At 71.0% G+C, this 20151-nt stretch carries 19 protein-coding genes and 1 pseudogene; 6 read left to right on the forward strand and 14 right to left on the reverse strand.

All coding sequences use genetic code 11. The annotated features are described in order from the left end of the window. Nucleotides 1–21: 21 nt before the first annotated feature. Both AB4880_RS05385 and AB4880_RS05390 read right to left on the reverse strand, forming a co-directional pair. Complete coding sequence (locus AB4880_RS05385; protein WP_367918183.1) at nt 22–216, reverse strand: ferredoxin; 195 nt, start codon at nt 214–216, stop codon at nt 22–24. Further along, nucleotides 213–1499 (reverse strand): NADH-ubiquinone oxidoreductase-F iron-sulfur binding region domain-containing protein, encoded by a 1287-nt coding sequence (locus AB4880_RS05390; RefSeq protein WP_367918184.1) that lies wholly within the window; start codon nt 1497–1499, stop codon nt 213–215. The genes AB4880_RS05385 and AB4880_RS05390 overlap by 4 nt, the downstream gene beginning before the upstream one ends. 377 nt (nt 1500–1876) lie before the next feature. Here AB4880_RS05390 and AB4880_RS05395 point away from each other — a divergent pair, with 377 nt between their 5' ends. Both AB4880_RS05395 and AB4880_RS05400 read left to right on the forward strand, forming a co-directional pair. Continuing rightward, on the forward strand, nt 1877–2908 hold the full coding sequence (locus tag AB4880_RS05395) for an acetamidase/formamidase family protein (protein ID WP_367918185.1): 1032 nt from the start codon (nt 1877–1879) through the stop codon (nt 2906–2908). Further along, nucleotides 2905–3678 (forward strand): IclR family transcriptional regulator, encoded by a 774-nt coding sequence (locus tag AB4880_RS05400; protein WP_367918186.1) that lies wholly within the window; start codon nt 2905–2907, stop codon nt 3676–3678. The genes AB4880_RS05395 and AB4880_RS05400 overlap by 4 nt, the downstream gene beginning before the upstream one ends. Before the next feature lie 154 nt (nt 3679–3832). Here the strand turns inward: AB4880_RS05400 and AB4880_RS05405 are convergent, their stop codons facing one another. The 6 genes from AB4880_RS05405 to AB4880_RS05430 all read right to left on the reverse strand — a co-directional run bounded on the left by AB4880_RS05405 (nt 3833) and on the right by AB4880_RS05430 (nt 11491). Further along, nucleotides 3833–5029 carry an HNH endonuclease signature motif containing protein gene (locus tag AB4880_RS05405; protein WP_367918187.1) on the reverse strand — a complete coding sequence of 399 codons (1197 nt, stop codon included), beginning with the start codon at nt 5027–5029 and terminating at the stop codon, nt 3833–3835. 132 nt (nt 5030–5161) lie between these two features. Then, nucleotides 5162–6571, reverse strand: a complete 1410-nt coding sequence (locus AB4880_RS05410; protein WP_367918188.1) for an amidase — start codon at nt 6569–6571, stop codon at nt 5162–5164. Between the two features lie 16 nt (nt 6572–6587). Then, the gene (locus tag AB4880_RS05415) at nt 6588–7730 is read right to left on the reverse strand and encodes a M24 family metallopeptidase (RefSeq protein WP_367918189.1); all 1143 of its coding nucleotides are present in this window, start codon (nt 7728–7730) and stop codon (nt 6588–6590) included. A 28-nt stretch (nt 7731–7758) separates the two neighbouring features. Continuing rightward, complete coding sequence (locus AB4880_RS05420) at nt 7759–9267, reverse strand: sugar ABC transporter ATP-binding protein (protein WP_367918190.1); 1509 nt, start codon at nt 9265–9267, stop codon at nt 7759–7761. Then, a complete protein-coding gene (locus AB4880_RS05425) occupies nt 9264–10397 on the reverse strand; it encodes a sugar ABC transporter substrate-binding protein (RefSeq protein WP_367918191.1) in 1134 nt (377 codons plus the stop codon). The genes AB4880_RS05420 and AB4880_RS05425 overlap by 4 nt, the downstream gene beginning before the upstream one ends. 44 nt (nt 10398–10441) lie before the next feature. Next, complete coding sequence (locus tag AB4880_RS05430; protein ID WP_367918192.1) at nt 10442–11491, reverse strand: ABC transporter permease; 1050 nt, start codon at nt 11489–11491, stop codon at nt 10442–10444. 140 nt (nt 11492–11631) lie between these two features. Here AB4880_RS05430 and AB4880_RS05435 point away from each other — a divergent pair, with 140 nt between their 5' ends. Further along, entirely contained in the window at nt 11632–12132 is a 501-nt protein-coding gene (locus AB4880_RS05435; protein ID WP_367918193.1) for a nuclear transport factor 2 family protein, read from the forward strand. 34 nt (nt 12133–12166) lie between these two features. Next, nucleotides 12167–13810, forward strand: a complete 1644-nt coding sequence (locus AB4880_RS05440) for an ABC-F family ATP-binding cassette domain-containing protein (RefSeq protein WP_367918194.1) — start codon at nt 12167–12169, stop codon at nt 13808–13810. Nucleotides 13811–14211: 401 nt separating this feature from the next. On the opposite strand, the gene AB4880_RS05445 is transcribed toward AB4880_RS05440, so the two are convergent. Both AB4880_RS05445 and AB4880_RS05450 read right to left on the reverse strand, forming a co-directional pair. Further along, a complete protein-coding gene (locus tag AB4880_RS05445) occupies nt 14212–14469 on the reverse strand; it encodes a hypothetical protein (protein WP_367918195.1) in 258 nt (85 codons plus the stop codon). A gap of 83 nt (nt 14470–14552) precedes the next feature. Then, nucleotides 14553–15155 carry an AraC family transcriptional regulator gene (locus tag AB4880_RS05450; protein WP_367918196.1) on the reverse strand — a complete coding sequence of 201 codons (603 nt, stop codon included), beginning with the start codon at nt 15153–15155 and terminating at the stop codon, nt 14553–14555. A gap of 137 nt (nt 15156–15292) precedes the next feature. On the opposite strand from AB4880_RS05450, the gene AB4880_RS05455 reads away from it, so the two are divergent. Then, nucleotides 15293–15445, forward strand: coding sequence for a hypothetical protein (locus AB4880_RS05455; protein ID WP_367918197.1), 153 nt, complete (start codon nt 15293–15295; stop codon nt 15443–15445). Between the two features lie 144 nt (nt 15446–15589). On the opposite strand, the gene AB4880_RS05460 is transcribed toward AB4880_RS05455, so the two are convergent. Beyond that, nucleotides 15590–16027, reverse strand: a complete 438-nt coding sequence (locus AB4880_RS05460) for an ester cyclase (RefSeq protein WP_367918198.1) — start codon at nt 16025–16027, stop codon at nt 15590–15592. 63 nt (nt 16028–16090) lie between these two features. On the opposite strand from AB4880_RS05460, the gene AB4880_RS05465 reads away from it, so the two are divergent. Then, complete coding sequence (locus AB4880_RS05465; protein WP_367918199.1) at nt 16091–16726, forward strand: TetR/AcrR family transcriptional regulator; 636 nt, start codon at nt 16091–16093, stop codon at nt 16724–16726. Between the two features lie 257 nt (nt 16727–16983). Here AB4880_RS05465 and AB4880_RS05470 read toward each other — a convergent pair whose 3' ends face one another. The 3 genes and pseudogenes from AB4880_RS05470 to AB4880_RS05480 form a co-directional block, all read right to left on the reverse strand. After that, nucleotides 16984–17556, reverse strand: coding sequence for a hypothetical protein (locus tag AB4880_RS05470; protein ID WP_367918200.1), 573 nt, complete (start codon nt 17554–17556; stop codon nt 16984–16986). A 59-nt stretch (nt 17557–17615) separates the two neighbouring features. Further along, the gene (locus tag AB4880_RS05475; RefSeq protein WP_367918201.1) at nt 17616–18518 is read right to left on the reverse strand and encodes a hypothetical protein; all 903 of its coding nucleotides are present in this window, start codon (nt 18516–18518) and stop codon (nt 17616–17618) included. A gap of 188 nt (nt 18519–18706) precedes the next feature. Continuing rightward, nucleotides 18707–19695 (reverse strand): annotated as a pseudogene (locus AB4880_RS05480) (IS481 family transposase); the annotation flags it as partial. Between the last annotated feature and the right edge of the window lie 456 nt (nt 19696–20151).

Below are 20151 nucleotides of genomic sequence, written 5' to 3' on the forward strand. Positions count from 1 at the left end.
AACCGCGCGGTGCGCGGACAGCTAGTTGGTGGCGCGGATCGCCTGGGCCGGGCAGGCCCCGACGGCGCGCTCGACGCGCGGCGCCTGGCCGTCGGGGACGGCCCCGTCGTCGGTCAGCTCGGGGTAGCCCCACTCGTCGAGCTCGAAGACGTCGGGCGCCTCCTCCGCGCACAGCCCGTAGGCCTGGCACTTGCTCATGTCGACCTGGACTCTCATGTCTGCTCCTTGATGTCGGCGGGCCAGGGGACGGCGAACGAGGTCGCCGGGGGCCGCTCGGGGTGCTCGGCACACCGGCGGCAGGGTCGGGTCAGGTGGCGCGCGACGAGCTCGCCGCGGCGCTCGAGCAGGCTGGTCACGACGCCGCAGGCGGCGTCGAGGGTGCCGCAGGCGCCGCGTCCGCGCAGGCCGGTCCCCCAGCCGGCGAGCCGGACCAGGTCCTCACGCCCGGCCCGCCCGTGCGCCAGGTCGTCGACCACGCCGGCCATGGACGGGATGCCCTTGAAGCAGGGCCCGCACTGCTGGGCGTTCTGCAGGTCGAGGTGGTGCAGGATCTCCGCGACGGCGGTCACCGGGCAGGTGTCGTGCAGCACCAGGACGACGCCGCAGCCGAGGGTGTCGGCGTACTGGCGGGACGCGAGATCGCGCATCGTCCGCCACAGGGTGCGCGGCTTGATCAGCCGGCCGAAGAAGCCGCCGAGCAGCACGTCGTACCGATGGCGGGCGGGGTCGATCCCCTGCCAGATCAGCACCTCGCGCAGGGTGACGGAATCGGGGACCTCGACCACCGCGCGGTCGCCGCGGTCGCCGACCAGGGTGAGCAGCACGCTCGGCGTGTGCCGGCCTCCGTCCTCGACGAGGCGGGCGAGGTGGGCGAGGGTCTCGACGTTGCTGACCAGCGTCGGCAGTCCGTCGACGCCCGCCTCGAAGGCCCGTGGCGGCTTGTGCGTCGGCTTCGCCGGGCCGCCCGACAGCGCCCGGACCACCGCAGACTCCTCGCCGCTGACGTAGCCGGCCGGCGCGTCGACGACATGCAGCCCGGCGAGGTCGCCGTGCCCGGCGGCCGCCGTCGCGAGGGCGGCAGTAGTGAGCCGCTCGCGGGCGAGCCGGTCGCTGACGTAGGCGAACGAGCGCTCCGCGCCGAGGGCGCCCGCCACGAGGCCCAGGCCCCGCAGCGCGAGCTCGGGGCGAAGGGTCATCAGGACCCGGTCCTTGGCACTGGCGGGCTCGCCCTCCTCGCCGTTGAGGACGGCGACCGCGGAGCGGCCCGACGTACGGGCGTGCTGGTCGACGGTGCGCAGCTTGACCGCGAACGGGAAGCCCGCGCCGCCGCGGCCGCGCAACTGGGCCGCCTCGGCGAGCCCGGCCAGGCGCTCGACGTCGGTGGTGACCGGCGCCGGTCGCGCCACACGGCGCCGGTCACCACCGAGGAGGCTCGCGGCGGGGTCGATCCCGGGCCACACCCCGACCCGGAGCTCGGCGCCGGCAGGGTGCGGCTCCACACGGCCCCACCTGTCCAGCGTCGTGCCGTCCATCGCGATCCTCCTGGTTGCGAGAGACGAGCCGGTCGGCCCGGTCTCCCTGGCAGCGACTCTGATCGCCGGACGCCGCGCCGTTCCACGCAGAGGGCCGGAGATTTCGCTGGGGGGAAAAGTCCGGTGCCGTGAGCCTGCGGGAGTCGTGTGCCTGAGCACCCGCACATCCGAGGTCTCAGGCACACGACCCCGTTCGGCCACGGGCTCCATCCAGCCCACATTCCGCCCCGCGGAATATCACCGGATCCGCGGCAACGCCCCCACTCCGCCGTCCCTATAGTCGCCGCACCCGTCCGGGCGGGCCGCGATCAGCAGGCACAGCAGCAGCGGACACAGGAGGCGCCATGACCAGGCATCACGAGCTCCGAGCATCGGCCGAGACGGTCCGTCTCGGCGTCGTCGACCGCACCGACGAACCGGTCCTCACGATCGAGTCCGGCGACACCGTCAGCCTCGACACCTGGAACGCCTGGGGCAACCGGGTGACGCCGGAGATGACCATGGCCGACGTCGGACGGTACGTCGGCGAGGCCGGCGCCGCGGGCCCCCACGACCTGACCGGACCGATCGCCGTCCACGGCGCGCGGCCGGGCGACGTGCTGCGCGTCGACCTCGTCGACCTGCGGCTGCGACCGCACGTGTTCAACCTCAGCCTCCCCGGCCACCTCGGCATCGGGCTGCTCGCCGAGGACTTCGCCGACGGCCAGGTCCGCCACTTCCAGCTGTCCGGCTCGGACGCGGGGACGCGGGTCGAGCTGGCGCCCGGCGTCGAGATCCCGGTCCGCCCGTTCCTCGGCTACCAGGGTGTCGCCCCGCGCGACGCGGGTCCGCACAGCTCGATCCCGCCGGGCCCGCACGGCGGCAATATCGACGTACCAGACCTCGTCGTCGGCACCAGCGTCTTCCTCCCCGTCTGGACCGACGGCGCGCTCTACTGCGCGGGCGACGCCCACGCCGCCCAGGGGTACGGCGAGGTCAACCTCACCGCCCTCGAGGCCTCGGTCGAGGAGGCCGTGCTCCGCTTCACGCTGCTGCGCGGCGGCCCGGCCCTGACCCGCCCCCGCGCCGAGACGCCCACCGAGCTCCTCTCGCTCGCCTTCGCCGACTCGCTCGACACCGCCGCGCGCGAGGCCGCCCGCGACCTGGTCCAGGAGCTGGCCCGCCAGCACCCCGACCTCTCCCCCATCGACGCGTACGCCGTCGCCTCGATGGCGCTCGACCTCAAGGTCAGCCAGGTGGTCAACGCCGAAGTCGGGGTCCAGGCCAGCGTGCCGAAGGAGATCTTCACCCGGCCGCTGCCGTGGTTCGGCGAAGGCTCGGGCTGGTCGGAGATCTCCCTTGACGCGGAATCTTCGAGCGCTAACGTTCCGTCATGACGAACGAATCGGCGAGCTCGGGCCTCGCGTCGGTCACCAACGCACTGCATCTGCTCTCGATGCTCTCGTCCCGGCCGGACCTGCGCGTCGTCGACGTCTCCCGCCAGCTCGGCATCGCGCCGTCGACGTCCCACCGGCTGCTGACCTGCCTCAAGGAGGAGGGCTTCATGCAGCAGGCCCGGACCTCCAAGCGCTACAGCGTCGGCCCCGAGCTGCTCCGCCTGGCCCGCCACTTCAGCTCGCAGAACAGCCTCGAGCGCCTCGCCCGCCCGCACCTGGTCTCGCTGTGCCGGCTGGTCGACGAGGCCGTGAACCTGCAGATCCTGGTCGGCCACGAGGTGCTCTGCCTCGACGCCGTCGTCGAGGACCGCCACGACCTGCACGTGAAGCGGATCGCCGGCCGCCGCGTCGCCGCCCACGCCTCCGCCGCCGGCAAGGTGCTGCTCGCCGCGATGCCCCTCACCGCCCGCCAGGCGCTCTACTCCGAGCACGGCCTGCCATCGATCACCTCCCGGACCATCGTCGACCCCGACGCCTTCGAGGAGGAGATGAACCAGGTCCGCAACGCCGGCTTCGCCACCAACCTCGGCGAACGCGAGGACGGCGTCCACGCCGTCGCCGTCCCGGTCCTGGACCTCAACGACACCCCCATGGCCGCCCTCGCCGTCGCGGCGCCCGCCGTACGGTTGCCGAAGGCGCGGGTGCCCGGGCTGGTGCGGGATCTACGGCGAACCCGGGCGGCGATCACGGCCGAATACTTCGCGCGCTGAGGTTGCAGCCTGCGGGGCGCGAGGTACTCGTTATCGAGAGCGTGGTGGCGCGCCGCGGTGGTCGAGCCGGGTGGCTGAGGTCGCCGGTGGCTCTCCGGTTGCTTCCGGTACACCCCTGTCCAGAGGTGGGTAGGTCGTTGCGCTGCTGATCGACTCATGTTCGAAGGGGATGGGTGCCACGGTGGTCGACCTGCCACCCGAAGCCATTCGGGCTCGTCCACGCATAGGTGCCCGGCATCAGCACCTCGTAGCGCCATTCCGAATGCGTCTTCGCGCGATGATGGCGTCTGCAGAGGGGGACCAGGTTGCAGGGGCACGTCGGTCCGCCCCTGCTGTGGGGTCGCGCATGATCGAAGTCGCACCTGCGGGCTCGGCGGCCGCAATGCGGGAATCGGCACGTGTGATCGCGCAGCTCCACCTGGGTTCGGTGCCGGTCGGGAATCTCGTAGGACGTGACCGGGATGTGCTCGGCGAGGTCGATCACCGGCCGCACGACCACGGTGTCGACGCCGCCGAGCCACTCGCGGACCTGCTCGGCGCTGATCGGCCGGTCGTTCCAGCGGGCCATCGGGTTGTCACCGGTCAGGGTCGTGTCGGTGATGTGGACGTTGATGGTGGCCTTGCGGCCCGGGCTGCCCTCGAGGTCGAGCATGAGGTCGGCTCTCGCGAGTTCGCCGACGGCCGTCGAGCGGCGCACGTCCAACGACGCTTCGTCGCCCAGGGCGGCCAGCAGGGTCGCGCGGCGGGCCACTGCCTCGTCGAGGTCCTGGGCGTCGGCGGCGTCGAGCAGCCCGGAGACGTGCGCCAGGCCGTTGCTGTTCGGCTCGTCGATGTCGAAGTACCGCTGATCCGCGGCCGCCTCGCGCTCCGCCTCCGCACGCGCGGGGTCGAACCGCAGCACAGCTTCCGCGATCAGCCGGTCCAACTGCGCCCAGCCGACGCCCGAGGCGTTGAACAGCCGACGGTCCACGAACGCGGCCACCTCGGCGCACAACGCGTGGGTCTGGTCGGCGATCTTCTCCGCGCGCCACGGCGCCAACTTCCCAGCCATCACGGCCGCCCACACGTTCGGCAGCCGCCAGGCGCAACCCAGCACCCGGCCCACATAGGCCCGGCCGCCGTCGGGCGTGCGGCCCAGGACCGCGACCAGCTCCATCAGGGCGAACTCCGAGACCAGCGGCGCCCCATCGCCGGCGATCGGGAGACCGGTGTCGACGAAGCCGTCGCGGATGGTCGCTGCGCCCTCGACGCCCGCGACCACGTTGGCCTCGGCCCAGGCCGCGATCGTCGTCCACTCCCGGATCACCGACGCCTCCCGGCCCGCGACCTCGGCGCGCAGCGACTCCAGCATCGTGCTGATGCCGGTGTCGGCTGCGGTCGTGGAAGCCAGACCCCCATCCCAACACGTTGGGCCATCCCCGCCAAGGCCCTGGAGCCGACATGGCCGCCAGATGGCCGGATTCTTGCCGGATCCGGCAACCGGCTAGAGCGCCGGCCTTCTCCCGCCCCACGGCGCGGCCGCCTCGAACGCCGCCGACGCCCGCAGCACCACGTCGTCCTCGAGCCGGCGGCCACTGATCATCAGCCCCACCGGAAGTCCGTCGTCCGTGAACCCCGCGGGGATCGACGCGGACGGCTGCCCGGTCAGGTTCATCGGCAGCACGAACGGCGAGGAGTCCTTCGGCGCGGCCGGCGCGTGGTCCTCGGCGGGCCACGGGAGCACCGCGATGGTCGGGGTGAGCAGCAGGTCGTACGTTTCCATCAGGTCGGCCATCCCGTTGACCACCCGCTTGCGCATCATGCCCGAGCGGGTGAGCTGGTCGACGGTCCACGGCGCCTCGAGCATGCCGACGATGTGCGGCGAGATCTTGCCGGGGTTCTCCGCGACCATCCGGCGCATGCCCTCCATGTCGGTCTCCGCGACGAGCATCGCCCAGAAATCGTCGTACGGGTCGGGCCAGGGCGCGACGACCTCGTCGACGACGCAGCCGAGGTCGCGCTCGAACACCTCCACCGCCCGCCGTACGACGGCCGCGACGCGCGGGTCGACCTCGGCGTACCCGAGGTCCGGCGAGAAGGCCACGCGCAGGCCGCGGATGTCGCCCTGGGTGGCAGTCAGCCAGTCGAAGTCGGCGGCTGGCAGCGAGTGGCGGTCGCGGAGGTGCGGGCCGCTGACGGCTGCCATCAGCAGCGCGCTGTCCTGGACGGTCCGGCTGAGCGGGCCGATGTGCTCGACCGACTCGAAGCTCGACAGCCCCGGGTAGGTGTCGACGCGGCAGCCGGGGTAGAGCGGGATCCGGCCCATGCTGGCCTTGAGCCCGTAGACGCCGCAGAAGGCGGCAGGCGCGCGCACCGAGCCGGCGGCGTCGCTGCCCAGCGCCAGGGGTGACATCCGCGCGGCGACCGCGGCCGCCGAGCCCGCGCTCGACCCGCCGGAGGTCAGCGAGAGGTCCCAGGGGTTGCGGGTGGCGCCGAAGACGGGGTTGGTGCCGTTGCCGGCGAAGCCCAGCTCGGGCGTGTTCGTCTTGCCCACGATCAGCGCGTCCGAGGCACGGGCCCGCTCGACGACGACGTCGTCCTCATCAGGCTGGAAGTCCCGGAAGGCGTGGCTGCCCGCGACCATCGGCAGGTCCTTGACGAAGATCAGGTCCTTCACCGCCAGCGGTACGCCGGCCAGCAGGCCGAGCTCCTCCCCGGCAGCCTGCCGGCGCTCGAGGTCGCGCGCCGCCGTACGCAGCCGCTCGTGGTCGAGGATGCAGAAGGCGTTGAGCGTCGGGTTGAGCTTCTCGACCGACTCGATGACCGCCTCGGCGATCTCGACGGGCGAGAGCTCGCCCGCGCGGACGGCGTCCGCGATCTCGGTGGCGGTCAGGTCGGTGATCGTCGTGGTCATCAGGTCTCCTCGCAGGTCACCAGTAGCGGACATCGCTGTTGCTGAGCAGCTCGGCGCCCTCGTCGGTGACGAGGAGGTTCTGCTCGAAGTAGACGGCGCCGACGCCGTCGCGGCCGGCCATCGTCTCGACCGTGATCGTCATGCCGGCCTCGATCGGGCGCTGGTCGAAGGGCAGCACGAAGGGCCACTCGAAGCCCAGCCCGATGCCGTGCCCGTGCCCGAACACCTGACTCTGCGGAGTGTTCACGCCCGCGTCGACGAGCACGTCCTCGACGACCCGGTAGAGCTCGGCGCCGGTCAGACCGGGCTTCACGGCGGCGATCCCGGCGGCCACCGCGGCGATCGCCGCCTCGAGCAGCTCGGTCTGGCCCGCGTCCGCAGAGCCGCCCGTCACCAGGCTGCGCGCGACGTCGAACATGTAGCCGCCGACATAGCCGGCGTGGTCGACGTGGAAGAGGTCGCCGCGCTCCAGCGTCCGCCCCTCCCAGCGCGGCACCTGGCCGGCGCAGTAGTAGCCGCTCGACGGGCCCGACGCGAGCATCGCGTCGATCGGGACCATGCCCCGCTCCACCCCGAAGGCGTACGCCGACGCGACCGCCTGGCCCTCGGTCCGGCCCGGCTGCAGCGCGGTCGCGGTGATCGCATCCATCGCGCCGCGGCCGATCTCGGCTGCCGCGCGCAGCAGCGCCAGCTCGGTCGGCGACTTGATCACGCGCAGGTCGACGACCGCCTCGTCCAGCATGGTGAACCGGTCGGGGCCGACGTGACGGACCAGCTCGAGGTAGGTCTGCGCGAGCAGCGCCGGCCCGCCCACCAGGCCGAACCGCGCCTCCGCTCCGAACTCCCCGAGCACCTCCGCCACCGCGGCGGCGACGTCGAAGGCGAACCGGATGTCGGCGACCTGGACGACGTCCCGGCGTGGGTCGAGGATGTCGACGACCAGCACCGGGTCGCCGTCGAGCGGCAGCACCAGCGCGGCCTGCGAGCGGTTGAAGCGCGGGTAGAGGCCGGTCAGGTAGAAGACGTCGGACGCCGAGTCCGAGTGCCCGCCCTTGGCCCAGACGACCATGCCGTCGAGCCCTTCCGCGCGGCAGCGGCGCTGGAGGGCGGCACGCCGCTCGGCGTACTCGGTGGGGGTGATCTCGGGCAGCGCGGTCACGGTGTTCTCCTCGGCAGGGCGGGTGGTTTCAGGAGGCGGCGGCGGCCAGGATCCGGTGGCGGCTGTTCTGCGACCCGGCCAGCGACTGCACGAGCCGGCCGCGCCGCATGACGAGCACCCGGTCGCAGAGCCCCTCGAGCTCCTCGTAGTCGTTGGACACCACGAGCACGCCGCAGCCGCCCTCGGCCAGCTCCCGGACGGCGCGCAGGATCCGCTGCCGCGAGCCGACGTCGACGCCCTGGGTGGGCGCGTGCAGCAGGACCATCTCGCCGCGGCTGGTCTCGACCCGGCCGATCAGCACCTTCTGCTGGTTGCCGCCGCTGAGGTTGCGCAGGGGGGCCTGGTCGTCGACGCACGCGACGTCGTACCGGCGGACGATCCCGGCCGACCGCTGCGCCTCGGCGCCGCGGTCGACGCCCGTCCAGCGCCGGAACGCATGCAGGTTCCCGAGCGTGGCGTTCTCGCGAACGGTCGCATTCGGCACCGCGCTCTCCCCCAGCCGGTCGGCCGCGAGCAGCGTCATGCCGGCGGCCCGGGCCCAGCGCGGGTTGGGACGCTGCGTCGTCCGGCCGTCGACCGACACCGAGAGACGGGACGACGGGCGGGCGCCGACGAGCAGGTAGGGCACCTCCTCGTGCCCGGCGCCGACCAGCCCGGTGAGTCCGACGACCTCGCGGCGCCGGACCTCGAAGGAGAGATCGTCGACGCCACCGCCGCTGAGCCCGCGTACGTCGAGCAGCACCTCGCCCGCCGGCGCCGTGGCCTCGAGCTCGGCCCGCTCGAACTCGTCGCCGACCACCATCCGCACCAGATCGTCGACCCGCAGGCCCGCGGTGTCGCGGCAGTCGGCGACATGGCCGTCGCGCAGCACGGTCACCCGGTCGGTGAGGCGGAGGATCTCCTCCATGTCGTGGGTGACGAAGAGAAAGGCGACGCCCTCGCTCGCCGCCCGTCGTACGGCGGCGAACAGCCGCTCGGTCTCGGTCAGCGTGAGCGACGTGGTCGGCTCGTCGAGCACGATCACCCGCGCCTGGGAGCCGTTCGTCGCGCCGAGCGCCCGGACCATGCCGACCAGCGCCCGCTCGCCGGGCCCGAGATCGGCGACCGCGGCGGCCGGATCGATGTGGTCGGCGCCGAGCCGGGCGAGCTGCTCCGCGGCCTTGCGGTGCATCCGGCCATAGTCGATCCAACCGCCCCAGCGCCGCTGGTAGTGGCCGACGAAGAGGTTCTCCGCGACCGACATCGACGGGCACAGACCCAGGTCCTGATGCATGAACCGCAGCCCGACCTTGTGCCGCTCGCGTGCCGACGCGGACGCCGACAGCTCGTCGCCGTCCACCCGGATCGCACCGCCGTCGAGGCGGTGCAACCCGGAGAGGACCTTGATCAGCGTCGACTTTCCGGAGCCGTTGATCCCCAGCAGGCCGTGGATCTCCCCCGAGCGGAGGGTGAGGTCGACGTGCCGGAGGACCTGCACCGGACCGAACGACTTGCTCAGGCCGGCGATGTCGAGAGCCGGCGCGTCGACCGCGCTCACTCCAGGCCCCAGAGCTTGCGGAAGCCGGGGATGAAGCTGTCGCCGTAGACGTCGCGCTCCTGGGTGACGTCGATGTCCTTGACGGCGGCGGTGTCGAGGTAGAGGTACGGCACCAGCGGGTTCCCCGGCTCCATGCCGAGCATCGCGCGCATCGACTGGTCCACCGTCGCCCAGGCCGACCACTCCTCGGAGACGCCCGGGTCGGCGGTGAAGATGTCGCCCTGCTTCACCAGCGCCAGAGCGGCGGATCCGCCGTTGTGGCTGACGACGTGCACCTTGTTGACGGCGCCCGCCTGCTGCACGCCGGCCGTCGCGAAGATCGCCATCCCGTCGAAGAGCGTGATGACGTAGTTGAGGTTGGGGTTGGCGCGGATGCTGGTCACGACGAGCGGCGTGATCTGCGTGCCCCAGTCGGCGAGCGGGACGTTCTTGGTCTGCAGCGTGCAGCCCTTGCAGGCCCCCAGGACCTGCTTGATGCCCTTCACCACCGGCGGCTCGGGCGCGAGGCCCTCGGAGTCGACGAAGAGCACGTTGGCCTTGCCGTCCGTGTCGAGGACCGCCTTGCTCGCGATCAGCCGGCCGCCGAGCTCGAGGTCGGTGCCGACCGAGGCCCAGAACTCCGGGCCCGCGCCCTGGCCGGGCGCGTTGAGGTCGATCGGGTTGTTGAGCACGTTGATCACGTGGATGCCGGCCTTGTCGGCCGCCTTCAGCTTGTCGGCCACCAGCGCGGTCGGCACGCCGAGGATGGCGATGACGTCGGCCTTGTTGTTGATGCCGACCTGGATGCCCTGCTGCATGCCGGTGACCTGGTCCTCGGCGTTGGACACGGTCACCTGGATGCCGAGCTCGGCGCCGAGCTTCTCGACGTACTGGGCGACGTGGGCGAGGATCGGCACGGCCAGGTTGACCGCGACGATGTGGATCGACTTGCCGCGCGCCTTCGCGGCGTCGACGGGCGGTCCCGGCGGGGTGAAGGTGAGCTTGGCCGAGGCGGCCGCGATCTCCTTCTTGGCGGCCTGCACCGCGTTCGCGTCGCCCTTGCTGGAGGCGCCGCCGGCGTCCTGTCCGCACGCGGCCAGGACCAGCGCGAGCACCGTCCCCACGACTGTCGTCACGAGCTTGGAGCGCATTCGATTTCCTTTCATCGAGGGGAGGTTCCGCCCGAGGAGCTCATTCATCGAGAGCCGGATCGCCTGCTGAGCTTGGCCACGGTGACCGCGATGACCAGGACGCCGCCGCTGAAGACCTGGGTGACCCAGTCCGGCGAGCCGAGCATCTGCAGGCCCTGGGTCCCGACCGTCAGCAGGTAGACGGCGAGGAAGGTGCCGACGACACCGAAGCGCCCGCGGTTGACCGTGGCCCCGAGGAAGGTGGCGGCGTAGGCGGGCAGTAGATAGGGCCCGCCGTACGACGTCGAGGCGGCGCCGGTCTGCGCGACCAGCACCACGCCGGCCAGGCCCGCGCCGACGGACGCGGCGAGGAAGGCCCCGACGCGGATCCGGTTGACGTTGAGGCCGACCAGCCGCGCGGCGGTCTGCGCCTCGCCGACGAAGTAGATGTGGCGCCCGGTCGCCGTGCGCTGCAGCACGAACCAGAGGACGGCGAGCAGCGCGACCGCGTAGTAGAAGGGCACGCCGATGCCGAAGAAGACCGTCTGACCGAACCGGGTGACCGACTCCGGAAGTCCGCCGATCGTCGTCGGCCCGACAGTGCCGAGCGCGACGCCCGTGACGACCGTGGCCATGCCCAGCGTGGTCACCAGCGAGTCGACGCCGAACCCGACGACGAAGAGGGCGTTGATCAGGCCGACCGCGGCGGCCAGGGCGAGCGCGATGGCGAACGCCAGCCACACGTTCATCCCGTGCGTCGTCGTCAGCAGCGCCACCACACCGGCGCACATGCCGAGGACGGCCGCTGCGGAGAGGTCGAACTCGCCGGCCGCGCTGAGCACCGTCAGGCCGAACGCGAGGATCACCAGCACCGCCTGCGTGGTCAGCAGGGACTGGAAGTTCGCCGTCGTGCCGAACGTCGCGGGCCGCAGCACCGAGAACAGGACGGTCAGGCCGACGAGTCCGATCGGCACCGCGAGCGAGCCGGAGCGCAGCGCTCCGACGAGCCGGCCACCGGCCGAACGCCGTACCGAACGGCGGTCGACGGTCGCCGTGCTCTCCGGCGAGATCGCGTCCGTGGCGACGGCGTTCGGGGCGTCACTGGTGGGGATCACGGGGCCTCCTCTGTCTCCCGAGAAGGGGACTTTCGAGAAGGATCGAGCGAGGAGAATGCCGGTGCCGATATCGGGGGCCGGAAATTCCTCTAGCCGGAACCACGGCCGCTCGCGGATGCCGGAAAGCGCCAGAATGCGCCATGCCCGACGCCGACCGCCGCGAGATCCACGACGTCGTCCTGCGCTACTGCCGCGCGGTCGACCGCCTCGACTTCGACGGCATCCGTGCCGTGTACGCCGACGACGGCGTCGACCACCACACCGGCTTCAGCGGCCCCGCCGACGACTACGTCGCCTGGCTGCGTGAGTTGCTCCCCCGCCTCGACGGCACCATGCACCTCGTCGGCAACCACCTCGCCGAGCTGTCGGCCGACGGCGCCGAGGCGGTCGCCGAGACCTACGGAACCGCCGTCCACTGGGGCACGCCGTCCACGGACGCCCGCCGCAACTTCACCAGCGGCTTCCGGTACGTCGACCACTTCGTCCGCACGCCCGCCGGCTGGCGCATCCGCGAGCGCTGGGCGGTCCGCGAGTGGACCCGCAGCGACGCGGGCCGGCTGCTCAGCCCGGAGGGTGAGGGGCCGCGCGGGCGGCGGGACCAGGAGGATCCGGTGTTCGCGCTGCGGCGCGCGGTGCTCTGACACCGACGGCTCACCCGCGCCCTAGGATCTCCTGGTGAGCGCGAACCTCGTCACCAAGAACCTCTCCGGCGGCCACGCTCACCGGGTCCTCTTCGAGGCCCTCGACCTGACCGTCACGCCCGGCGACGTCGTCGGCGTGGTCGGCGCCAACGGCGCGGGCAAGAGCACCTTCCTCCGCATCCTCGCGGGCGACCTCGCCCCGCTCGACGGCACCGTCGCCACGGCGCCGTCGGACGCCTACGTCGGCTGGCTGCCGCAGGAGCACGAGCGGATCGACGGCGAGACCGTCGCGCAGTACGTCGCCCGTCGTACCGGCGCCGCGGCCGCGACCGCCGCGATGGAGGCGGCCGCCGCCGCGCTCGGCACCGACGACGGCGATGACGACGCCTACGCCCACGCCTTCGACCACTGGATGGCCAGCGGGGCCGCGGATCTGGACGAGCGGATCGCTCCGATGCTCGCCGAGCTCGGCCTCGACGTCGGCCCGGACGCGCTGATGACGTCGCTGTCCGGCGGGCAGGCGGCGCGGGCCGCGCTGGCCGCGCTGGTGCTGAGCCGGTTCGACGTCGTCCTCCTCGACGAGCCCACCAACGACCTCGACATCGCCGGACTGGAGCGGCTCGAGAGCTTCGTCCGCGGCCTGCGCGCGGGCGTCGTCCTGGTCTCTCACGACCGCGAGTTCCTGTCCCGCGTGGTGACCCGGATCGTCGAGCTCGACCTCGCCCAGAACCAGGTCGCCGTCTACGACGGCGGCTACGACGCCTACCTGGAGGAGCGCGCCGTCGCCCGCCGCCACGCGCGCGAGGCCTACGAGGAGTACGCCGCGACGAAGGCCGACCTGGTCAACCGGGCGCGGGTCCAGCGGGAGTGGAGCTCGCAGGGCGTGCGGAACGCGATGCGGAAGTCGCCGGACAACGACAAGGTGCGGCGCCGCGCGCAGAGCGAGTCGTCGGAGAAGCAGGCGCAGAAGGTGCGCCAGATGGAGTCGCGGATCGCGCGCCTCGAGGAGGTGGTCGAGCCCCGCAAGGAGTGGGAGCTCCGCTTCACCGTCGCCGCCGCACCCCGCTCCAGCTCGGTCGTCGCGACCGTCGACGAGGCCACCGCCCGCCTCGGCGACTTCGAGCTCGGCCCGGTCTCGCTCCAGGTGAGCGCGGGCGACCGGATCGGCGTCACCGGCCCCAACGGCGCCGGCAAGACCACGCTCCTCAACCTGCTCCTCGGCCGCCTGTCCCCCACCACCGGCCGGTCCTCGCTGGGCGCCTCCGTCGCGATCGGCGAGATCGACCAGGCCCGCACGGGCCTCGCCGACGACCTCACCCTCGCCCATGCCTTCGAGACCGCCGTCCCGGACATGTCCCCCGCCGACGTCCGGACCCTCCTCGCCAAGTTCGGCCTCAAGGCCGACCAGGTCACCAGCCTCGTCGGCCGCCTCTCCCCCGGCGAGCGGACCCGTGCCGCCATGGCCCTGCTCCAGGCGCGCGGCGTCAACCTGCTCGTCCTCGACGAGCCCACCAACCACCTCGACCTGCCCGCGATCGAGCAGCTCGAGGAGGCGTTGGCGTCGTACGAGGGGGCGTTGCTGCTGGTCACGCACGACCGGCGGCTGCTCGACAACGTCGACCTCGACCAGCGTTGGCGGGTCGACGCGGGCCGGGTGAGCGTCACGCACATCAGCTGAGGCCGCCGCCCTCCCCTCAGGGCAGATCGATCGGCTGACGGGGCCGACGAAGACGAGCTGCCACCACTCATGTTCGCAGAGTCGCCAGGCGGGTAGCACGCCATGAAGCCAACGTTGCTCGCCAGGTCTCAGACGCTGCCGCGAAGCCGTTGTCGTCTTGGGTCGCTCGATGCGTGCTGTGCCGCCTCAACCTCGAGCGAACTTCGAGGAGCACAAGATGACTCGGGCTTCGACACTGCTGGTGCCATCAATCCGTGGGGATCCCAGGGCTTCACGGGCTCGGATCTGGATCGACATGCTCGACAGCAGCAGCCGGGCAGCGCTCGCGTCTGAGGCGCATCACTGCGTGGACGGGCCGGCTTGCTGTCGCCATGGCACTGCTCCCGGCGCGCGGCGCCGGCTCAGCCGACCGTCTGCCCCTCGCGGCACTCGCTGCACGTCCACCACTGGACCAGGACGGACCCGTCCTGCGCGTAGGTCACCGGCCCCCGGAGATGGTCGGTGATCTTCTCGCAGGACAGGCACTCGAGCTGCCGCATCGCCTGGGGCTGGCGGCCGCGCAGGCGGTGCATCCTGACCCGGGCCGCGACGATGCGCGGGTCCGGCCGGTCCTCGGGTGGCCCCGCCTCGTCGATCGAGGTACACCCATCGGCGGTCATGCCCCCACGCTAGGTGCGCCCACCGGGTGGAAGTAGCCGCTGGACGCCAACCTCAGTAGCCGCCCAGCGAACCCCGCGGCACGCTACTGCCGGCGCAGCGTCGTACCAGGCGTCTCGTCGTACTCGCGCCGGTAGGCGTCGCTGAACCTGCCCTGATGGGAGAACCCCCACCGCATCGAGATCTCCCCCACGCTCGCCCCGTCACCCGCCCGCGCGGCCGCCAGGTCGCGGTGCGCGCGCAGCATGCGGACGGCGCGCAGGTAGCTCATCGGCGTGGTGTCGAGGTGGCGCCGGAACGCGAGCTGGAGGGACCGGATGCTGACGTTCGCCGCCGTCGCGATCTCCGCGGGCGAGAGGTCCTGGTCGGCGTGGGCCTCGATGTAGGTGAGCGCCCGGGCGACCGCCGCCGGATGAGCGTCGCGGCTGTCGGACGCCGTCGGCCCGGCCACGGACGTGTTGGGGAACGCCTCGAGGATCTGGGCCGCCAGGTAGCGCACCGCCGACCCGACCACCAGCGGACTCGCCACCGCCGCCGGATCGGACAGCACCGCCCGGTCGAGATGCTCGATCGCCGCGCGCACCCGCGCCGCCGCCGCGGCATCGACGGGCCGGTGCGACGACAGCCGCACCTCCCGCTCCCCGCGCGCCGGCGACGCCACATGCCCCAGCACCGCCGGGTCGAGCATCGTGATCGAGTAGCGGGCCCGGTTGACCGTCCCGCTGTAGGCACGATCCGGAGGCGAGAACGAGAAAAAGATCCGCCGGCCCGAAGTCCTCCGCCCCAGTACCGTCCGGCGCGTGCCCCTCGACGGTGCCCGACTCGATGTCACACAGGCAGAGCCTCTGGAGCGGCTCGACGTCGTACGACATCTCGAAGCCGAGATCGACCTGGTCGACGATGATCACGTCGGACGACGCCCGCGAGATCCGCGTCCGCGCCGCGCCCGCCGTACTCCCGATCCGCATCGGCGCATAGTTCGAGCTCAGGAACGCCTCGGTCTCCTCGAGTCCCTCGCTCTCGAAGAACAACACCCGCCACCCCCCTTTCGCCGGATGCTTCGACAGTAACGGAGCGTGAGGGCACGGAGGAATCACCAAAACGGCGGACGTGTCTCCTCGGTCAGAGCGCGCCCGCGAGGGCGTCAGGGTCGGGTTCCGCGACGGTGCCGAGCTGGATCCGCGCCGCCAGCTCGTCGCGGACGCCCCAGTGCTCGGCCAGCCGGTCGCCCTCGGTGCGGTAGATGTGCGCCGTGGTCATCGCGTAGGGCCGGCCGGCCGCCCCGTCCCCGTGGACCGCGTCGACCCCCACTCCCCGGGCAAGCGCCCGGACGACGACGCGGTCCGCGGTCGAGAACAGGTCCTCGATCACGTACTGGATCCGCAGCACCCCGTGCACGAAGCCGAGGATCGCGCGGTAGCCCTCCGGCCCCGGGGGCAGCGGGAAGGGCGAGCCGTGGTCGACGAAGTCAGCGGTGACCAGCTCGTCGAGAATCCCCAGCTCCCCGGAGTTGATCGCGTCGAACACCTGACGCACCGCCCGCTCAGCACGCTCCGACATGTCCCGCCCCTTTCCGCTTCGCTACAATTGACTGGAATCAGAATCTAGTGGAATGGCGTTCCAGTGACAAGGGTCTACGACTCAGCCGCGCGCCGCGAGCAGGCGGCGCACACCCGCGCGCGCATCATCGAGACGGCGGTCGCCGTCCTCCTGCGCGACGGACTGGCCGCCATGACCGTCACGAGCCTGGCCCGCGAGGCCGGAGTCAGCCCGCAGACGATCTACAACTCGATCGGCGGCAAGGCCGAGGTCGTCAAGGCGGCGTACGACGTCACGCTCGCCGGCGACAACGACACCACCCCCATGAGCGAGCGCCCCGCCTTCCGCGCCATCCAGGACGCCCCCGACCTCCCCACCTTCGCCCACGCCTACGCCCACTGGTCCGCCGAGATCTACCGCCGCGTCGGCCCCCTGCTCGCCGTCCTCATCTCCCACGGCTCCGCCGGTGACCCCCTCCTCGAGGACTTCCTCACCACCATCGACACCGAACGCCGCCGCGGCACCACCAACGCCCTGCAAGGGCTCGCCGCCCGCGGTGTCGTCCCCGCCGACGCCGACCTGGAGCTGCTCACCGACGGGGTCTGGGCGCTGACGGCTCCGGACAACTGGCGACGGCTGGTGCAGGTGCGGGGGTGGTCGTCGGAGCGGTATGAGTGGTGGCTCGCTGCGAGCATGGGCGCCGTACTGCGGGATGGGTGAGGCCGGGCCGTTGCAGGTCCGGGCTTCGCGGCGTAGCGGCATTCCGCCCACTATGGGGCAGGTCCGCGGCAAGAACTTGCGGACCTGGACCGCAGTGAAGAAACCCACTGCTTGTGGCGCCTCGCCCGCCTCACCAGGTCCAGCCGGTAGTAGCCCATGCCAGCGTCATGATGGACAGCTCGTGGACTCGCGCCGTCAACTGGCCCCCGTTCAGCCGCGGGCTCACAGGACGCCGAGGTGACCTGGAGAGGATGCCACTACCCCGGCGGGAGTTGGGACCGACGACGCAGCGCGCGCTTCTGGCGAGCTTGCTCCTTCGCGCGGGACAGGTCATTCGCGGCGAGGAGAAGGTCCTGAATGAGCGTCAGCCGGACAAACTTCACTACGGCGAGTACGACCAGCCCCTCGGCCAGCCACGCCGCGCCGTGGGTTACGGGCGCACGCTCGCCATCTTGAGGGTCAATCGCAAGACAGATGAGCGACAGCACCGCCACTACCCAAAGCCAGGTTCCAACGCTGCGCAGCGACAGTCGAATGGACCGCCCATGAGTCTTCCGAACCTCGTCGACGACCGCTCCGGCCGAAGATACGTAGGACCCGACAGCAGTGTTGTTGGTTCCCGCGGCCAGGGCAGTCACTGTCGACAATGCGACGTAGATGAACCCGCGCTGATCCGGAGGGATCTCATTGGGCCCGCTGTCGACCCACCCAGCGCGGAGAGCGACAGCGTGCGCGACCACCGCCAACGCCGCAATCGCGAGGTCCGGCCATACGCGCCCGAGCCACCAGTCGGCAATCTTCTCAACTGGGCTTCGATGCTGCACGTTCATGGTTCACCCCATCCCTGCCGTGACGCTAACGCAGACGCCCGACGGAACAACGCCGGTCGTCAATCCGCCACAATCTGCAGACGATCTGCCGCGCGGCTGATCGCGCTGATGGCCGAGGGGATTCTGACCTGATGACCCTCATCGTCCATGACCGACACTGTCTCCTTGGTGGCCATCCGATGCTTCACAAGATCCACTAGCTCCCGGTCAGTGACGGACTCAGGCTCGAAGTCCACCAACTCGACCTGCCCACCACTGATGGACCTCCCAACCAGCGCACGACCAAGATCCGCCAGGTAGCCCCGAGTTCCTTCGGAAGCAGAACTGGACCTTCCCCGAACACGGAGAATGACCTCGACGTCAACCTCAGTTCCGATATCGAGATCTCTGCCGAGGCGCTGAGTAGCCGAATAGAGCCCCCCGTTGGGATCGATGTCTCCCTGCTTGATCTGGTGGGAATCGAGTCGCAAGCTCACCATGCGCGCCTCCGACGATCCGTCTTGGAGCATCCCGACCAACTTGTCCGCCGTATACGGCCGCACTGAGATCAGGTCATCGAAGAGTTCCCCGTCGGTATTGATCCAGTCCGCCAGGGCACCGGCGCGAGGAGATCCCTGCGCACCGAGGACGAGCCCAAAAATGTTCGTGTCAGGAAGGAACGACATCACCGAGATCTCCACCCACGGCCGGTTCGCCTCGGTCTCCTCGTCTAGGATGTCGCCCGAATCCTCATCCAACGATGACGGCGGCTCCTCGCGCTCTCTCGCCAGCACAAGATGCAGCGAGTCGTTGTGAGAGTAGATCCGAGCATAGTTCCGGGCCCCGGAAATCTCATGCCTAAGGTCCGTGACGCCCTTATCCTGCTGTCGAACGAGTAGCTCGCCAAGGCAATCTTGCCAGTCAGTCGCGAGCATTGGGAGTTCGTTCTCGTCGCACACCTCGAAGAACGCGACCGTCTTCATCGACTTCTTTGTTGCCATTGTGCAGATAACACCCGTCCCTCACCGTTGCTCCGCATCGTAGGGCGCGAGCGGCGTTCCCGTGGGATAAATGGGCGATCTCGCAGGTCCCGCTGACTACTGCGACGACTGCCAGTCGTTGACGCCGCCGGTCCATCCTTGGGACCCGGCTCGCTAGGTGTGATGTCCGGGACGTTGGTCAGCCGGGTGATTGGTGGCTTGGCTCCGATTGCGGAGTGGGCGCGGTGGTGATTGTAGACGTGGAGGCAGTCGGGCAGTGCCGGTTGCGTTGCTCGGTTGACTCGTAGAACCGCGCATAGGCCCAGCTGTCGGCCAGGGTGCGGTGGAATCGCTCGATGCTTTGCCGTTGGCCTGGGGGCCGTAGGGGCGTGTTCGCTTCGGCGTGATACCCAACTCCGCGCAGGCCTCGCGCCAGGCGTGGGAGCGGTAGGCCGAGCCATTGTCGGACAGCACACGCTCGACCCTGACGCCGTGGTCGGCGAACCAGGCGGCTGCGCGTTGGAGTACCCCGTTCGCGGTGGCGGCCTTCTCGTCGGCGTGGATCTCGGCGTAGGCCACGCGGGAATGGTCATCGATGACGGCGTGGACGAACGCGGTCCCCATCAGCGGCCCGCGTATGGAGCCCTTGCGGCAGTGGGTGTCGGTTTGCCGCGCGGTTGCGGTCGCCCTGTTGCTTGACGAGATAGCGCCATCCGCGGCCGTTGGGGATGTTGCCGAACTTGGTCACGTCGACGTGGATCAGCGACCCGGGGTGGGGGTGCTCGCAGCGGCGTTGCGGTTCGCCGGTGACTCGGTCGATGTGGAAGAGCCGGTTGATCCGGCAGCGGACCAGCACGGCGTGGACGGTCGAGGCCTGCATGCCGAGTCGGCCGGCGATCTGGACCGGGCCGAGCCGGTGGCGCCATCGCAGCCGCACGATCTGCTGGACCACCTCGGGCGGGGTCTTGGCCGGGCTGGTGCGAGGGCGGGAACTGCGGTCGGTCATGCCAGCCACGCCTTCGGTGCGATAGCGGTCGGCCCACTTCTTCGCGGTCCGCGGGGCGACCATGAACATCCTGGCTGCCGCCGCGTAGGTCCTGCGGCGTTCAACCACGAGTTGGGCGAGCCGCAATCGAACGCGCGGGGTCAGAGCAGCGTTGGCATGGGTAGCGTGGGACACGAGGGCCTCCGGTCAGTGAAGCGGTGAACTAGACAGCTCCACTTCACAACCGGAGGCCTTCGTCTGTCAGACAGACTCACCGACGCCGAGCGGTACAACCTCCCTGGACATCACAACTAACCAGGCCGCCGTCGGTGCCGGCGAGTAGCCGCGCCCACGCCCGCTGGTGCCGCGCGACGGGTCTGCCGATGTGCCCTGCATCGCACTGGCGAAGGCGGCATGCTGCTTCCATGATCACTCGTGTGGGGTTCTTAGCGGTCACCATCCGCGAATTCACCCCCCGTGGAGGCGGACCATTTGAGCGACAGACGACGACTCCGTGTCCCCACTCATGTCCACGACGTGGCCGCGGAGCCCGGTGCTCGCACCGGTCTTGATGACCTCAGGGCACTTTGAAGCGCCCCAGGTTCTCTGCCGCTCCTATGCGGGTTGCGGCTCTCGGTTGAGGGCTGCGTA

This window comes from Nocardioides ginsengisoli (genome assembly GCF_039537225.1).
Taxonomy (GTDB): Bacteria; Actinomycetota; Actinomycetes; order Propionibacteriales; family Nocardioidaceae; genus Nocardioides; species Nocardioides ginsengisoli.

Coding starts and splice junctions, on each gene's coding strand:
- AB4880_RS05385 (WP_367918183.1), bottom strand. CDS start 216: ATGAGAGTCCAGGTCGACATGAGCAAGTGCCAGGCCTACGGGCTGTGC.
- AB4880_RS05395 (WP_367918185.1), top strand. CDS start 1,877: ATGACCAGGCATCACGAGCTCCGAGCATCGGCCGAGACGGTCCGTCTC.
- AB4880_RS05400 (WP_367918186.1), top strand. CDS start 2,905: ATGACGAACGAATCGGCGAGCTCGGGCCTCGCGTCGGTCACCAACGCA.
- AB4880_RS05405 (WP_367918187.1), bottom strand. CDS start 5,029: ATGCTGGAGTCGCTGCGCGCCGAGGTCGCGGGCCGGGAGGCGTCGGTG.
- AB4880_RS05410 (WP_367918188.1), bottom strand. CDS start 6,571: ATGACCACGACGATCACCGACCTGACCGCCACCGAGATCGCGGACGCC.
- AB4880_RS05425 (WP_367918191.1), bottom strand. CDS start 10,397: ATGCGCTCCAAGCTCGTGACGACAGTCGTGGGGACGGTGCTCGCGCTG.
- AB4880_RS05435 (WP_367918193.1), top strand. CDS start 11,632: ATGCCCGACGCCGACCGCCGCGAGATCCACGACGTCGTCCTGCGCTAC.
- AB4880_RS05445 (WP_367918195.1), bottom strand. CDS start 14,469: ATGACCGCCGATGGGTGTACCTCGATCGACGAGGCGGGGCCACCCGAG.
- AB4880_RS05450 (WP_367918196.1), bottom strand. CDS start 15,155: ATGCTCGACCCGGCGGTGCTGGGGCATGTGGCGTCGCCGGCGCGCGGG.
- AB4880_RS05455 (WP_367918197.1), top strand. CDS start 15,293: ATGTCACACAGGCAGAGCCTCTGGAGCGGCTCGACGTCGTACGACATC.
- AB4880_RS05460 (WP_367918198.1), bottom strand. CDS start 16,027: ATGTCGGAGCGTGCTGAGCGGGCGGTGCGTCAGGTGTTCGACGCGATC.
- AB4880_RS05470 (WP_367918200.1), bottom strand. CDS start 17,556: ATGAACGTGCAGCATCGAAGCCCAGTTGAGAAGATTGCCGACTGGTGG.
- AB4880_RS05475 (WP_367918201.1), bottom strand. CDS start 18,518: ATGAAGACGGTCGCGTTCTTCGAGGTGTGCGACGAGAACGAACTCCCA.